This window comes from Bradyrhizobium sp. (genome assembly GCF_030697065.1).
Lineage (GTDB): Bacteria > Pseudomonadota > Alphaproteobacteria > Rhizobiales > Xanthobacteraceae > Bradyrhizobium.
The window spans coordinates 1-13,330 of sequence record NZ_JAUYQU010000284.1 but is presented as its reverse complement, the minus strand read 5'-3'; the positions used below and the strand labels follow the sequence as shown (position 1 = coordinate 13,330).

Genomic DNA, 13,330 nt, shown 5'->3' with positions numbered 1-13,330 from the left:
TTGCAAGTAAATAGCCCCATGTTCAAACGAATTCTGATCGCCAATCGCGGCGAGATCGCCTGCCGGATCATCAAGACCGCCCGCCGCATGGGGATCGCGACGGTCGCGGTCTATTCCGAGGCCGACCGCGACGCGTTGCATGTCGAAATGGCCGACGACGCCGTGCTGATCGGCCCGCCGGCAGCCGCCGACAGCTATCTGGTGATGGAGAAGATCATCGAGGCCTGCCGCAAGTCCGGCGCGGAAGCGGTGCATCCCGGCTACGGATTCTTGTCCGAGCGCGAGGCCTTTCCGCGCGCGCTCGGCGAGGCCGGGATCGTCTTCATCGGCCCCAATGCCGGCGCGATCGCCGCGATGGGCGACAAGATCGAGTCGAAGAAGGCCGCCGCGAAAGCCAACGTCTCCACCGTGCCCGGCCATCTCGGCGTTATCGAAGACGCAAAGCACGCGGTGAGGATCGCCGACGAGATCGGCTATCCCGTCATGATCAAGGCTTCCGCCGGCGGCGGCGGCAAGGGCATGCGGATTGCGCATTCGACTTCCGAAGTCGCCGAGGGCTTCGGGCTGGCCACGGCGGAAGCCAAGTCGTCGTTCGGCGACGACCGCGTCTTCATCGAGAAATTCATCGTCGATCCCCGCCATATCGAAATCCAGGTGTTGGGCGACAAGCATGGCAACGTGATCTATCTCGGCGAGCGCGAATGTTCGATCCAGCGCCGCAATCAGAAAGTGATCGAGGAAGCGCCGTCGCCGCTGCTCGACGAGACCACCCGCCGCCTGATGGGCGAACAGGCGGTCGCCTTGGCAAAAGCGGTGAACTATGATTCCGCGGGCACGGTCGAGTTCGTCGCCGGCCAGGACAAGAGTTTCTATTTCCTCGAGATGAACACGCGGCTGCAGGTCGAACATCCCGTCACCGAACTGGTCACCGGGATCGACCTGGTCGAGCAGATGATCCGGGTCGCCGCCGGCGAGAAGCTGGCGCTGGCGCAAAAGGACGTCACTTTGACCGGCTGGGCGGTGGAGTCGCGGGTCTATGCGGAAGATCCGTTCCGCAATTTCCTGCCCTCGATCGGGCGGCTGGTGAAATACCGCCCGCCGGTCGAAAGCTCCCGCGACGGCATCACGGTTCGCAACGACACCGGCGTGCAGGAAGGCGGCGAGATCTCGATCTACTACGATCCGATGATCGCCAAGCTGGTGACCCATGCGCCATCGCGCGCCGCCGCCATCGAGGCGCAGTCGACCGCGCTGGATTCCTTCTACATCGACGGCATCCGCCACAACATTCCGTTCCTGTCGGCGCTGATGAACCATCCGCGCTGGCGCGCCGGCAATCTCTCCACCGGCTTCATTGCCGAGGAGTTTCCCGGGGGATTCGCGGTGCGCGTGCCCGAGGGCGAGATCGCCCGCCGGCTGGCGGCGATCGGCGCCGCCATCGACCACGTGCTCGGCGAGCGCAAGCGGCGGATTTCCGGCCAACTGACGGGCAGGGCGGTGCAACGTGAGGGCCGCCGCGCGGTCTGGCTGGAGCGCAACGAGATCGCGCTCGACATCCTGCGTGAAGCCGAAGGCATCGCCGTGCGCTTCATCAATGCCGACGGCACCCAGGGACATCCGCATCATATCGTCTCGCCCTGGGCGCCGGGCGATCCGGTCTGGCAGGGCACCATCGACGGCCATCCGGTGGCGATGCAGGTGCGGCCGATCCCCAATGGCATTCGCCTCGCGCATCAGGGTTTCGAGGTCGCGGTCAACGTCTTCACCGAGAGCGAGGCCCAGGCCGCGCGGCTGATGCCGGTCGGCGTCAAGGCCGATACCGGCAAGAAGCTGCTGTGTCCGATGCCGGGTCTCGTGGTGTCGATCGCGGTCGCCGAAGGCCAGGAAGTCAAATCCGGCGAAACCCTGGCGGTGGTCGAGGCGATGAAGATGCAGAACGTGCTGCGCGCCGAGCGCGACGGCACGGTCAAGAAAATTCATGCCGCCGCCGGCGCGACCCTGGCGGTCGACGCGCTGATCCTCGAATTCGCATGACACTGTCATTCCGGGGCGATGCGTAGCATCGAGCCCGGAATCTCGAGATTCCGGGTCTGGTGCTTACGCACCATCCCGGAATGACGAATTTCGATAGAGGTGACACATGACTTTCCGCAAGCGCCGCGAAGCGTTGCGTTCGATCCTGTCGGGATCATCGTGCATTCGGCCCGGTTCGGTGTATGACGCGACATCGGTCCGCATCGCCGCGGACCTCGGCTTCGAGCTCGGCATGTTCGGCGGCTCGGTGGCCTCGCTCGCCGTGTTAGGCGACCCCGATATTACGCTGATCACGCTCACGGAACTCGCCGAGCAGATGCGCCGGATGTCGCGCGCGGCCGACCTGCCGGTGCTGGTCGATGCCGACCACGGCTATGGCAACGCGCTCAATGTCCGGCGCACGGTGCAGGAGCTGGAGGCCGCCGGCGCCGCCGGCATGACCATCGAGGATACGCTGCTGCCGCAGGCGTATGGCGTGGCCGAACCGCAGCTCATCCCGATCGAGGAAGGGATCGGCAAGATGAAGGCCGCGGTCGATGCGCGACGCGATCCGGCACTGGTGATTATGGGCCGGACGGCAACGCGGGGCGGCGGGCCGAACGCCACCAGCTTCGACGATTGCGTGGCCCGTGCCAGGGCCTACGAGGCGACCGGCGTCGACGCGCTGTTCTTTACCGGGCTAACGACGCGAAAACAGGTCGAGACGATCAAGGCGGCGACCAAATTGCCGATCGTGCTGGGCAATCCCCAAGGCGAGCTGGACGATACGGCATTCCTGGCCGGCCAGCGGGTGCGGATCGCCCTGCAGGGCCACGCGCCGTTCGCCGCCGCCACGCAGGCGGTCTACGAAACGCTTAAAGCGCTGCGCGAAGGCCAGCCGCCGAAGGCCCTGAAGGGCCTTGCGTCATCCGATCTGACCGGCCGCGTCACCCGCGAGGCCGAGGTGAAGGCGCGCAGCGCAAAATTCCTCGGTCTGAAGAATCCGGGCTCGTAAAATAGATGAGCGGCGCGATCCGCAAGGTGACGATCCGGGGCCGGGTGCAGGGCGTCGGCTATCGCGCCTGGGTCGAACATCGGGCGAGGGTGCATGATCTCGAGGGATGGGTGCGTAACCTCGGCGACGGCAGCGTCGAGGCGCTGTTTGCCGGGCCGGCGGACGCGGTCGCCGCCATGGTGGAGCGATGCCGGCGCGGGCCGTCGTCGGCGCATGTCGATGCGGTCACGGAACAGGCCGCAGATGCCGATGCACTGAACCTGCGGCGGGCGGGCGAGCGGTTCTCGGTGCTGCCGACGAACTAGCTGGCAATTGTTGAGTATTCAAAAGTATCGAAATTCTTGCTTGGCCAGATCTCGTGTCGGGAAGCCTGGATCCCGCCGACCTGGAGGCGATGATAGCTGCTTGAATGGACTTGTCTTGTGGCGCCGCGCCGGGTCAGGGACAGCAGCCGCTGGCGGCTGTTATTGGGATGGGCCACCCCCTTGCGCGGATCTTGTTGATTTGTCGGCCACCGTGCTGCGCGGCCGACAATCTCATGACCGGGAATGATCGGGTCTTGATGTCGGGCGGTTCCAAATCAATGAAGTGAAGGTCGGTTCGGCAGACTCGGCACAGGCATTGCTCGACGCGAATTTCGTTGCCGCCTGGATGCGGCTCATCCCGCTCCTGAAGCCGAAGTAGCGATCCACGAGAGGCGAAGGCCATCGCCCGCAAATTGATTCGCCCGCCCTCCGCGCACGCAGCCGTCAATGCGACATCAGGGTCGGGACCGTCATGGATTGGAGCATGTCGCGCGTGACGCCGCCCAGAATGCGCTCCTGCAGCCGCGAATGACCATAGCCGCCCATCACGATCAGATCGAGACTGTCGTCCGCCGCGATCGACAGGATGCTCGGTTGGATTTCGGCGTGGTCGGCATCCATCTGCTGGATTCGTACGGTGACGCCATACCGCGCCAAATGGGCTGACACGGCCTTTGCGGATGCCTCAGCCGGTGCCCGTTCATTGATGCTGATAATGGTGATGGCGGTCGCCCGGGTCAGGAACGGCGCCGCATCGCGAAGCGCCCGCGCTGCGAGGCGGCTGCCGTCCCACGCAATTCCGATCCGCTTCGCCTCCAAGGGACCTTTGTGGACGTAAGGGACAAAGAGGACCGGTCCTCCCGACTCAAACAATATTTCTTGCGGCATGACGTTGTCGTACGTCTGGCGATCAGGCTCGGGCTGCAGGACGATCGTCAAATCATGCAGCCGCGCCGAGGCGATCACGGCTGCCGCGGCGTCCGCCGGCACGCTGGCCATTGCCCGGGAATTATAGGCGATGCCGGCGTAGCGGGCTTCGGTTTCGAATACCGCAAGCGCTGCATTGGCTCGCGCCAGCGCGCGTTCCCGCTCGATCTCGAAAACTGCGGCGACCGCTGCACCGCCAACATCGACCGGGAAGCCCAGGCTCGTGATTTCATATCCGACCGAAATGGCGCGGAGAAAGGAGGCGTGCGAGACCGCCAGCGAGATTGCGCCGTCGACCACGGGACGTATCAGCCGTTCCGACGGAATAAGAACCAGAACATTCTTCAGCATGGTCGCTCTCCGCGCCTCAAAGGTTGCGGTCGCCGTGTGCCGCATTTTCAATAAAGCGCAAAGTTGAGTTCGCGATTTGATCCAGCTCAAGCCGGCTTCGTTTCGCCCGCATAGACTCCAAAGCGGCTATCGCAGAATGGACTTCCGGGCCATGCGGGTCAAACATCTGACGCAGCGCGCCTCGCGGTGAATCGACGCGAAATACGCGATGGATATTTTCGGAAGGTGACTTCACCACGAATTGTTTGTGTTCTGTTGATCCAGGTCAAGCTTCGCCTCCAACGCGCATTCCTAGGATGTCACTCAAGAATGGAGGCGGATATATCGCCAGATGAAAGCGGCTAGTGATTAGAGAACATTGATGAGTACCAATCGGACATCCCTATTGCGGCAATGGGTGCTGACTATGGTTGGCCTTGTCGCGCTGATTGGGGCGTCCTCACTTCCAGCCCGCACTGCTGAACGAGATGGGGGCATCGTTGTCACTGAAGTTAGAGGCGCGATCGGAGTCGCTGCGACTCGGCTGGTCGTCGACGCGATTGCGAAGGCGCGGCAGGAGAATGCGCGCTATTTGGTGATTCATCTCGATACGCCTGGCGGTCTTGTCGCTGCGACGCGTGATATTGTCCAGCACATCCTGACCTCCCCGATACCTGTGATCGTTTACGTGTCTCCAGGCGGAGCTCGCGCAGCTTCCGCGGGCACGTTCATCGTTTACGCAGCCCACGTCGCAGCAATGGCGCCAGGTACCAATATCGGGGCGGCGACGCCAATTGACCTGGGCGGGCTTCCCGGACTCCCACGGCCAACAGGGCCTCAGCGGGACGAGAAGGACAAGGCCATTCCTGCGGATACAGCCGCCCAGCGCAAGACACTCAATGACACAGTCGCGATGCTGCGCAGTCTTGCCCAGCTACGCGGTCGCAACGTCGAATGGGCCGAGAAGGCCGTGAGGGACGCCGCGACTCTGACCGCAGAGGACGCGCTCAAGGAAAGCGTAATCGATGTGGTTGCCCTTGATCTCGACGACCTGCTCGCGAAAATTGATGGCCGCAAGATCACGATCAATGCTGGCGAGCAGACGATAACGACGACTGGAGCGGAGCGAATCATGTTCGGGCCGGACTGGCGCACACGGCTCCTGGGTGTCATTTCGGATCCCAACGTCGCGTTCATCCTGCTGCTCATCGGCATATACGGAATTTTGTTCGAGTTCTGGAACCCTGGTGGGCTTGTGGCCGGTGTTATCGGCGCGGTCTGCTTGCTGCTCGGATTGACGGCCCTGACCGCGCTTCCGGTGCAATATGCCGCGCTGGGTTTGATCGTGCTCGGTATCGCCCTGATGATCGCAGAGGTGTTTACGCCGGGCCTCGGAATTCTCGGCATTGGCGGGCTGACCGCGTTCGTCACCGGCTCCTTGTTTCTGTTCGATCCGGCCGGAGCCGATATCGACATCTCAGTGTCCTTGCCGCTGATCATCGCCTCGGCAGCGACGACCGGCGCTCTCGCCCTGTTCGCGCTGGGTGCTGCTGTGAAGGCTCGAAGTCGTCCGGCTCTGACCGGCGCAGAACAAATGATCGGAAGCGTCGGAGAGGTGGTCGAGTGGAGCGGCCTTCAAGGCCGCATTCGTGTCCACGGTGAGATGTGGAATGCCCGCGCCGAACTGCCCTTCGCTCCCGGTGACTCCGTGCTTGTCGTTCAACGCGAGAATCTAACGCTTCTCGTCACATCCAAATAAAGGGAGGCTTTGATGCTGTTTCCGCCCGACATTCCGGCCCTTACCGGATTTGCAATACCCATCCTGATCCTTCTCGCTCTGCTTGGCTATTCGTTTCGTATCCTGAGGGAATACGAGCGCGGGGTTGTGTTCATGCTTGGGCGCTTCTGGAAGGTGAAGGGACCCGGACTGGTTATCGTCGTGCCGTTCATCCAGCAGATGGTACGGGTCGACCTGCGAACGCGCGTGCTTGACGTTCCACCCCAGGACGTCATTTCGCGCGACAACGTGTCGGTCCAGGTCAATGCAGTGATCTATTATAGAGTCATGGATCCGGAAAAGGCCATTATCCAGGTCGAGCACTACAACATCGCTACCAGCGAACTGGCGCAGACCACTTTGCGTTCGGTCGTCGGCCAGCACGAACTCGATGAAATGCTTGCGGAACGCACCAAAATTAACGCTGATGTCCAACGTATCCTCGACGAGCAAACCGGCGCGTGGGGCATCAAGGTCACGAACGTCGAGTTAAAGCATATCGATTTGAACGAAATTATGGTGCGCGCCATTGCCAAGCAAGCGGAGGCCGAACGCCTGCGGCGCGCGAAGATTATCGACGCCGAGGGCGAACAGCAGGCGGCGGAGAAACTCGCTGAGGCGGGTGCAATTCTTTCCGGCCGGCCGGAAGCCATGCAACTGCGGTATTTAGGCGCACTGCAGAACATTGCGGGCGAGCGAAGCTCCACGATCGTATTTCCGATACCGATGGACCTGCTCGAGAGGTTTGGGCGGGCCCCGGCGGAAAAATCCGAGAATTAGCGACGTCTGACTGTTATGTCTGCTCGCAAGGGCAAAACAGGGAGGATGCGATTACCGCGCGAGCAAGAAGAGATGATCTGAATGGAGGGATCAGCTCGGGCCGATGTCGGGCACGTCTGCGGAAAGAATACATTTCGTTGATTCAGCGCAAAGACTGGCATTCGCAGCTTGTTGTAAATCTCATCAAACGGAACGTGTCTTCTCCAATGCACCGAGGCCGATTGCGGCAATTATGAGGATGCAGGTGGATATGAGGAGCAAACCGGTGCCGGCGCAGTCTCCACAATCCAGAATTCTCTACGTCACCTCCGAGATGACGGATTTCGTCAAAGTTGGAGGGCTCGGCGATGTGTCCTCGGCCTTGCCCCGTGCCTTGCGCGTCCATCATGATGTCAGAGTCCTGATTCCCGGCTATCGCGAGGTGCTGGCGCACCAGGGAGCAATTCCGGTTGTCGCACGCCTTCCTGCCGCTTCAGGACTACCAGCTTGCGATCTAGGTAAGATCGAGATGCCCGACGGGCTCGTAGTGTATGTTGTCCTGTGTCCGGAACTCTTTGATCGGGAGGGCTCCCCTTACGGCGACCGCTCGGGAGTCGACTGGATCGACAACGATGTCCGTTTCGCGCGTCTCGGTTTGGCAGCAGCGGAGATGGTGTCTGGTGTCGCCGATCTCGACTGGAAGCCGGATCTTCTGCACCTGAACGATTGGCCATCAGCCCTCGCGCCGGCTTTTCTCGCCTGGCGCGGCCATTCCATCCCGACGATCCTCACGATCCACAACCTGGCTTACCAAGGTCTGTTCGGCGCCGAGCGTTTACCCGCGCTCGGGATACCTCAAACTTCATTCCAGATCGACGGCGTGGAATTTCACGGCAAGCTATCCTTTCTCAAGGCGGGCATCTTCTACGCTTCGCATGTGACGACGGTCAGTGCGACATATGCGCGAGAGATTACGACACCTGAATTCGGGTGCGGTCTTGAAGGTCTGCTGCGGGCGCGATCCGATCAAGGGCGGTTAACCGGCATTCTCAACGGGATCGACGAGACCTGGGGTCCGCAGTCTAGTCAGCAACTTTCCGATGCGCTGCAGAGCAGCGACTGGGCTGGAAAACCGGCCAACGCCGAGCAGGTGCGCAAGACGTTCGGGCTTGCGGTTTCCCGCGGTCCCTTGTTCGCCGTGGTGTCGCGTCTGGTCCATCAGAAGGGCATCGACCTCACCATTCAGGCAGCGGAAATCCTTCTGCGCGAAGGCGGACAGTTGGTCGTTACCGGACGCGGCGAGACCCACCTTGAGTCCGCACTGCGGAAACTTGCGGCGCGCCATCCAGGCAAGGTCGGGGTCAGGATTGGGTTTGACGAAGCCAAAGCTCGTCAAATGTTTGCGGGAAGCGATTTTCTGTTGATGCCCTCCCGGTTCGAGCCCTGCGGTCTCAGTCAGATGTATGCGCAGAGCTTTGGAACGCTGCCGGTGGCGTCCAGGACCGGCGGATTGGTCGACACTGTCGAAGATGGAGTGACCGGCTTCCTCTTGAAGGAGACATCGCTCCCCGAACTTCTCGGCGCACTGTATCGCGCCGTGGATATCTTTGCATCGCCCCGAAAGCTCAACGCCATGCGCCGCGCTGCGATGCAGCGCCGTTTCGGATGGGGTTTGTCGGCGCAGCAGTATAGCGACGTTTATGGAACCGCCGCCGCCAGTAGCGCCGGCTGACCTTGAGCGGAACGCGCCCACTGCCTGTTAACTCGCAATACCACGGCGCGAGAAACACAGGCACTGGAGCGATTCGGGCTAATTGGGAGGTGGTGATGAAGAAACTACTACGGTATCGGGCAATGGAAAGTGTGTGCCGTCAACGCGCCACTTTCTGTCCCGAAGAAAGCTGGAAATGGCTTGCTGAAGCCGAGATGTGGAATCACAAAGCATTTGAGTGCCTCGATCCGCCCGAGACAGGCAACGTTGGGACGCGCCGGTCCGCAACGTCGCACACTACCGGCAATCTGTGTGATCGCGCCTACGGTGAGCGTCCTGGATGACGCTGCCAGGTGAGAAATGCGAACCAATGAATGGGAGCTGAGCGGACCATCGAGAGGATGGCTCGGCAGGGCCGAGGCGCAGCAGCAACTCCAGCCCCGCCATTCGCGCTACTGCAGGAGGCTCATATGTCCGTCGATTGCTGCCGCGATGATCTCGCTTCTGCTGTCCGTTATGCGTTGCAGAGCACCCGCGCCATCGCCGCGTGCCCCTTCCATTCAACGGTGAGTGTCCGCGTGGGCGATGACGCAGCCGAGAACCATGCCTGCGTCCGCGCCAGTAAAATAATCAAGAGTGATGGCACGACATGGAGCCGGCAACTTTTGCTCGAAGAGATTAAAAGGCAACTCGGCGATGCAGCAGATGGTGTTTGCCCTGTTTGTGCGCCTCAGAGTTCCTGATTTAGCCCGCATTTCGCACACAACTGAATGCTTTCGCGAAGTGCCCGGGTATTTTTTCATGGCGGCAATCGTGAAGTCGTTGCGGCACAACAACTTTCGCTGATTCGGAGCCCCGATGCGCTTATCTCCGTGAAGTATCCGGCTAGCGATCAAGCCGTCGCTTCCGGCAGGCGGGTGCCCGCCGAACCGAAAACCTCGCCAAAAGCCGTCCGGAGCGCGATATCGAGGTCGGCCCCGGTCAGGGTAAGGCCGAGATCGGCGAGGCTGGTGACGCCGTAGCGCGGGTCCACCACCCCGCAGGGCACGATGGCCTCGAAATGGGTCAGATCGGGCTCCACATTGATCGAGATGCCGTGAAACGAGACCCAGCGCCGCAGCCGGACGCCGATCGCGGCGATCTTGTCTTCGTGCCCCGGCCCCTTGTCCGGCCGCCGGACCCAGACGCCGACCCGGTCCTCGCGACGCTCGCCGCGCACATTGAAGGCCGAGAGCGTCCGGATGATCCACTCTTCCAGGCCCGCCACATAGGCCCGCACGTCGGGCTGCCTTCGTTTCAGGTCGAGCATCACATAGGCCACGCGCTGGCCCGGGCCGTGATAGGTGAGCTGGCCGCCGCGCCCGGTGGCGAACAGCGGAAACCGGGGATCGAGCAGGTCGGCATCCCGGCCGCTGGTGCCGGAGGTGTAGAGCGGGGGGTGCTCCAGCAGCCAGACCAGTTCGGCGGCCTGATGGGCGGCGATCGCGGCGACCCGCGTCTCCATGACCGCCACGGCCTCGGGGTAGGGCACGGGCTGGTCCCCGATCAGCCATTCCACCGCGCCGCCGGCAGGGCCGGAAAACGCCGTCAGATCGAGGTTTTCGCGCGCATTAACCATTGGCTAACCATAACGTGGTGATCTCAAACCAAGCAATTTTGCATTTGTCAGTCAGTCCGGGTCGCCAGTGCCAACCCTCGATAAAGTCAGCGTCGACCTCATGGTGGTGCTCGGCACCACGACCATGCCCATCCATCAGGTAATGCGTCTCAGCCGCGGCGCCATCATCGAACTGGACGCCACCGAGGCGGACGAGGTCAGAATCCTCGCCAACAACCTGCCGATCGCCAGCGGCGTCGTGCTGGTGGACCGCAACCGGATCGCGGTCGAGGTCAAGCAGATGTTGCCGAAATCGCCGGGCACCCGCTAGTGGTTGGCGCTCGATCAATCGTTCCGCAGGCGCGAGACCTGAACGATTCGCCGTCCCAACCCGGCATGGCGCATCTTTTGACGAGGCTCGGCCGGGCCTGGACAAAAATCGCGAAAACAACCCCATGCACAGATAGGGGCAGACCCGGAATCGGGGCTTCCTGCTATGCGGCATCCCGGGGTCACCGGAAAAAGTGTTACCCTTGCCACGGCTCCACCCCGATCTCATCCCGCTCAGCAAGGCGCTCCGGGCCGGGCCGGAATTCCCCCGATATTTCCTTGCATTTCCACAGCTTTCCGCCGGCCGCAATGAACTCCCGGCAGGCCTTGTCCCTCCACCATTGATTTGTTACATCCGCGCCGTTGATCCGGTCCTTGACCGGGTTCGGCCGGATCCTGTGCCGAACTGAAACCAGCGCTCGTGGCGGAATTGGTAGACGCGCTGCCTTGAGGTGGCAGTGAGTAAAATCGTGGGGGTTCGAGTCCCTCCGAGCGCACCACGCTCAAAAACCAGTGTTGAAATCGTTGAAGATTCGTCTGGGAAAAGTGTTCGCGACGGAGCTTTACGGCACTGCCAGAGCTTGGCTATGCCTGAGCCAACCGCGCCTTTAAGTGAGATTCAAGGCGTCGGGGCGTATATGGTCTGCGCAAATTGTGCGGGATCAGGTGGACCTGCCTGAATTGGGTAGGCGGGGCTGGTGGGCCAAGAAACGGTTCAGGACAAGATGGGGCCTGCGTGTGCGTCGCCTTCGACGCCATGGCCTTCCAACAGCACGATCCGATACCGACGCGGCTTGCTGAAGCGGTGACCGTGATCGACGGCCACCGCGCCGTCAAGCTATCGGCGGCTCGCCCAAATTCGCGAGCTGAGCGTGACGATTCAAGTAAAAGATGAATCCTGGACGGGATCGCCGAGCGGAATTCGGCACCAAATGCAGGTCATTTCGTTTTCACAGACCAGTTCAAAGCTTCCGCTAAGCGCCCGAACCTTTCCAGCTTTGGCATGTCGGAGCACGTTAGTCACCCTTTCCTGAATGACACGATACACGGTATGCGACAGCAGACTGTCTATCTTGCCAAGGCGAGGATCGATATCGGCCGTTTGCTTAGTTTGGGGCCCTGCGACCGTACGTTTCGCAGCAGAGTATCAATGCTTTCCACCAAGCCCAGTTCGTCGATGTAGAGCGGCCGGAGCCGATCCAAGATACGCCGGTTCGCCTGCTGCAGCGCTTCCACCGATTGGAGGACACTCCAGATCAAAGCATCGAGCTGCGCCTGCGGTCCGGCTCCGCGACGAAGTTGAGCTTTTCCATCAAGAGGGTGGATCGGGAACATTCGGCAATATTCATGGTTAGCTTCCAGCATCGAGCGCTCCGCATCGCATGCGAAACTGGAGGAAATATCATGAAGAAATTTCTGATCGCCGGGGCTATTGCCGCGTCCGCGACCGCTGCCTTTGCCCAGAACACGACCGTTTCTACCGAGTACTACGTGGTCCGGGATGAGGCGACGAAGAAGTGCACTATCGTCGACAAGAAGCCGACTTCCACTACGACGATCGTCGACAACGGGGTGTTCAAGACCAGAACGGAGGCTGAAACCGGCATGAGGACCATGAAAATTTGCACCACGAACTGAGTCCCCGTAGACCCGTGATGGGCCACTAGGCGAAGGCCTGCCGCCCGTCATCTTTTCTGCATCATCCCTGCCGGCAGCCTCCGGCAGGGATTTTCCTTGTGCGAGGTACGAGAAATGCCAAATCCGGGAACAAGTGGCAATTGTCGACGTTTGTTTTCATGCAGGGCTATAGGAGGAGGCGAACATGCCCGTACTGATTTTGTGGGCCGTTCCGGCCTTTATTGGCATCGGCGGCGTGGGATATTTCCTGGTTCGCGATGTGAATTGAGCTGTTTGAAAGAGTCAGACCGCGGAGGCCGGACGGCTTTTCTTCCGATCCATTGCGTGCCGCGAAACAAACTTGTCGAGCTGGACAAAAGAGGGCGCATGGACGAATTCGAGCAACTGGCCACCGCAATGATGGTCGTGGTATTCGCGGCGGTGATGATAGTAGTCGGGCACTTGTACATGGAAAGTCAAGCGCGCAAGCCGCCGATCGCGGGAGCACAGATGGCGTCGATGCGGACTTCGCCACTCTGAAGATCTCCTCACGTGCCCTTACCGTGCTGGCCGGCGAGCCCAGTAAAAAAAAAGGTCACCTTCGAACAGTGTTGGGCTGCAAGTTGCTTTCATTGCGTCACGTTGCCGGCTGATCTTCATTATCGGTACGCGTACCACATGCCTGCTCGGACAGGGGCGACTGCAACGCCGTCGCCTCGTCCCATGGCGCTGCATCCAGACATCGCGCTCTTCTTCCGCAGTCAGGATCAAAATGGGATCGATTCGACGATCGCGTTCGGTCCGGCGTCAGAAAGCCTTCTCGGTGTGAGTTCGCCTGCGCCATCGTCTTCCAGCCGAAGATCGAAGCTACCGCGCCGTGCCATTCTGGGCGGCAACGGTCGCGCCGGCCTTGGGCAGGCCGCGGGCGCAACCAGAACGCCGGCGGCAA

The 13,330-nt window shown here is 61.3% G+C and carries 14 protein-coding genes and 1 tRNA gene; 12 read left to right on the top strand and 3 right to left on the bottom strand.

Translation table 11 applies throughout. The annotated features are described in order from the left end of the window. The first annotated feature begins 18 nt into the window (after positions 1 to 18). The 3 genes from Q8R73_RS22280 (at position 19) to Q8R73_RS22270 (ending at position 3,333) form a co-directional block, all read left to right on the top strand. On the top strand, positions 19 to 2,034 hold the full coding sequence (locus Q8R73_RS22280) for an acetyl/propionyl/methylcrotonyl-CoA carboxylase subunit alpha (protein ID WP_305721709.1): 2,016 nt from the start codon (positions 19 to 21) through the stop codon (positions 2,032 to 2,034). Positions 2,035 to 2,140: 106 nt separating this feature from the next. Further along, on the top strand, positions 2,141 to 3,028 hold the full coding sequence (locus tag Q8R73_RS22275) for an oxaloacetate decarboxylase (protein WP_305721708.1): 888 nt from the start codon (positions 2,141 to 2,143) through the stop codon (positions 3,026 to 3,028). A gap of 5 nt (positions 3,029 to 3,033) precedes the next feature. Next, complete coding sequence (locus Q8R73_RS22270; protein ID WP_305721707.1) at positions 3,034 to 3,333, top strand: acylphosphatase; 300 nt, start codon at positions 3,034 to 3,036, stop codon at positions 3,331 to 3,333. A 444-nt stretch (positions 3,334 to 3,777) separates the two neighbouring features. Here Q8R73_RS22270 and Q8R73_RS22265 read toward each other — a convergent pair whose 3' ends face one another. Then, positions 3,778 to 4,611, bottom strand: a complete 834-nt coding sequence (locus Q8R73_RS22265; RefSeq protein WP_305721706.1) for a universal stress protein — start codon at positions 4,609 to 4,611, stop codon at positions 3,778 to 3,780. Between the two features lie 361 nt (positions 4,612 to 4,972). On the opposite strand from Q8R73_RS22265, the gene Q8R73_RS22260 reads away from it, so the two are divergent. The 4 genes from Q8R73_RS22260 to Q8R73_RS22245 all read left to right on the top strand — a co-directional run bounded on the left by Q8R73_RS22260 (position 4,973) and on the right by Q8R73_RS22245 (position 9,580). Then, a complete protein-coding gene (locus Q8R73_RS22260; protein WP_305721705.1) occupies positions 4,973 to 6,349 on the top strand; it encodes a nodulation protein NfeD in 1,377 nt (458 codons plus the stop codon). Between the two features lie 12 nt (positions 6,350 to 6,361). Continuing rightward, positions 6,362 to 7,147 (top strand): slipin family protein, encoded by a 786-nt coding sequence (locus Q8R73_RS22255; protein WP_305721704.1) that lies wholly within the window; start codon positions 6,362 to 6,364, stop codon positions 7,145 to 7,147. Between the two features lie 238 nt (positions 7,148 to 7,385). Continuing rightward, the gene (gene glgA, locus Q8R73_RS22250; RefSeq protein WP_305721703.1) at positions 7,386 to 8,858 is read left to right on the top strand and encodes a glycogen synthase GlgA; all 1,473 of its coding nucleotides are present in this window, start codon (positions 7,386 to 7,388) and stop codon (positions 8,856 to 8,858) included. A 449-nt stretch (positions 8,859 to 9,307) separates the two neighbouring features. Further along, complete coding sequence (locus Q8R73_RS22245) at positions 9,308 to 9,580, top strand: hypothetical protein (RefSeq protein WP_305721702.1); 273 nt, start codon at positions 9,308 to 9,310, stop codon at positions 9,578 to 9,580. Positions 9,581 to 9,729: 149 nt separating this feature from the next. Here the strand turns inward: Q8R73_RS22245 and lipB are convergent, their stop codons facing one another. Beyond that, a complete protein-coding gene (gene lipB / locus Q8R73_RS22240; protein ID WP_305721701.1) occupies positions 9,730 to 10,455 on the bottom strand; it encodes a lipoyl(octanoyl) transferase LipB in 726 nt (241 codons plus the stop codon). A 67-nt stretch (positions 10,456 to 10,522) separates the two neighbouring features. Here lipB and Q8R73_RS22235 point away from each other — a divergent pair, with 67 nt between their 5' ends. Both Q8R73_RS22235 and Q8R73_RS22230 read left to right on the top strand, forming a co-directional pair. Then, positions 10,523 to 10,765, top strand: a complete 243-nt coding sequence (locus tag Q8R73_RS22235) for a FliM/FliN family flagellar motor switch protein (protein WP_305721700.1) — start codon at positions 10,523 to 10,525, stop codon at positions 10,763 to 10,765. Between the two features lie 414 nt (positions 10,766 to 11,179). After that, positions 11,180 to 11,264: transfer RNA gene (locus Q8R73_RS22230), tRNA-Leu, on the top strand. 568 nt (positions 11,265 to 11,832) lie between these two features. On the opposite strand, the gene Q8R73_RS26085 is transcribed toward Q8R73_RS22230, so the two are convergent. Further along, positions 11,833 to 12,129, bottom strand: a complete 297-nt coding sequence (locus tag Q8R73_RS26085) for a hypothetical protein (RefSeq protein WP_371126153.1) — start codon at positions 12,127 to 12,129, stop codon at positions 11,833 to 11,835. Positions 12,130 to 12,168: 39 nt separating this feature from the next. Here Q8R73_RS26085 and Q8R73_RS22220 point away from each other — a divergent pair, with 39 nt between their 5' ends. The 3 genes from Q8R73_RS22220 to Q8R73_RS22210 form a co-directional block, all read left to right on the top strand. Continuing rightward, positions 12,169 to 12,402 (top strand): hypothetical protein, encoded by a 234-nt coding sequence (locus tag Q8R73_RS22220; RefSeq protein WP_305721699.1) that lies wholly within the window; start codon positions 12,169 to 12,171, stop codon positions 12,400 to 12,402. A 366-nt stretch (positions 12,403 to 12,768) separates the two neighbouring features. Continuing rightward, positions 12,769 to 12,921 (top strand): hypothetical protein, encoded by a 153-nt coding sequence (locus tag Q8R73_RS22215; protein WP_305721698.1) that lies wholly within the window; start codon positions 12,769 to 12,771, stop codon positions 12,919 to 12,921. 183 nt (positions 12,922 to 13,104) lie between these two features. Then, positions 13,105 to 13,330 (top strand): hypothetical protein (locus tag Q8R73_RS22210; RefSeq protein WP_305721697.1); only part of this gene is annotated, 226 nt, incomplete at its 3' end.

Coding starts and splice junctions, on each gene's coding strand:
- Q8R73_RS22280 (WP_305721709.1), top strand. CDS start 19: ATGTTCAAACGAATTCTGATCGCCAATCGCGGCGAGATCGCCTGCCGG.
- Q8R73_RS22275 (WP_305721708.1), top strand. CDS start 2,141: ATGACTTTCCGCAAGCGCCGCGAAGCGTTGCGTTCGATCCTGTCGGGA.
- Q8R73_RS22270 (WP_305721707.1), top strand. CDS start 3,034: ATGAGCGGCGCGATCCGCAAGGTGACGATCCGGGGCCGGGTGCAGGGC.
- Q8R73_RS22265 (WP_305721706.1), bottom strand. CDS start 4,611: ATGCTGAAGAATGTTCTGGTTCTTATTCCGTCGGAACGGCTGATACGT.
- Q8R73_RS22260 (WP_305721705.1), top strand. CDS start 4,973: ATGAGTACCAATCGGACATCCCTATTGCGGCAATGGGTGCTGACTATG.
- Q8R73_RS22255 (WP_305721704.1), top strand. CDS start 6,362: ATGCTGTTTCCGCCCGACATTCCGGCCCTTACCGGATTTGCAATACCC.
- glgA (WP_305721703.1), top strand. CDS start 7,386: ATGCAGGTGGATATGAGGAGCAAACCGGTGCCGGCGCAGTCTCCACAA.
- Q8R73_RS22245 (WP_305721702.1), top strand. CDS start 9,308: ATGTCCGTCGATTGCTGCCGCGATGATCTCGCTTCTGCTGTCCGTTAT.
- lipB (WP_305721701.1), bottom strand. CDS start 10,455: ATGGTTAATGCGCGCGAAAACCTCGATCTGACGGCGTTTTCCGGCCCT.
- Q8R73_RS26085 (WP_371126153.1), bottom strand. CDS start 12,129: ATGCTGGAAGCTAACCATGAATATTGCCGAATGTTCCCGATCCACCCT.
- Q8R73_RS22220 (WP_305721699.1), top strand. CDS start 12,169: ATGAAGAAATTTCTGATCGCCGGGGCTATTGCCGCGTCCGCGACCGCT.
- Q8R73_RS22215 (WP_305721698.1), top strand. CDS start 12,769: ATGGACGAATTCGAGCAACTGGCCACCGCAATGATGGTCGTGGTATTC.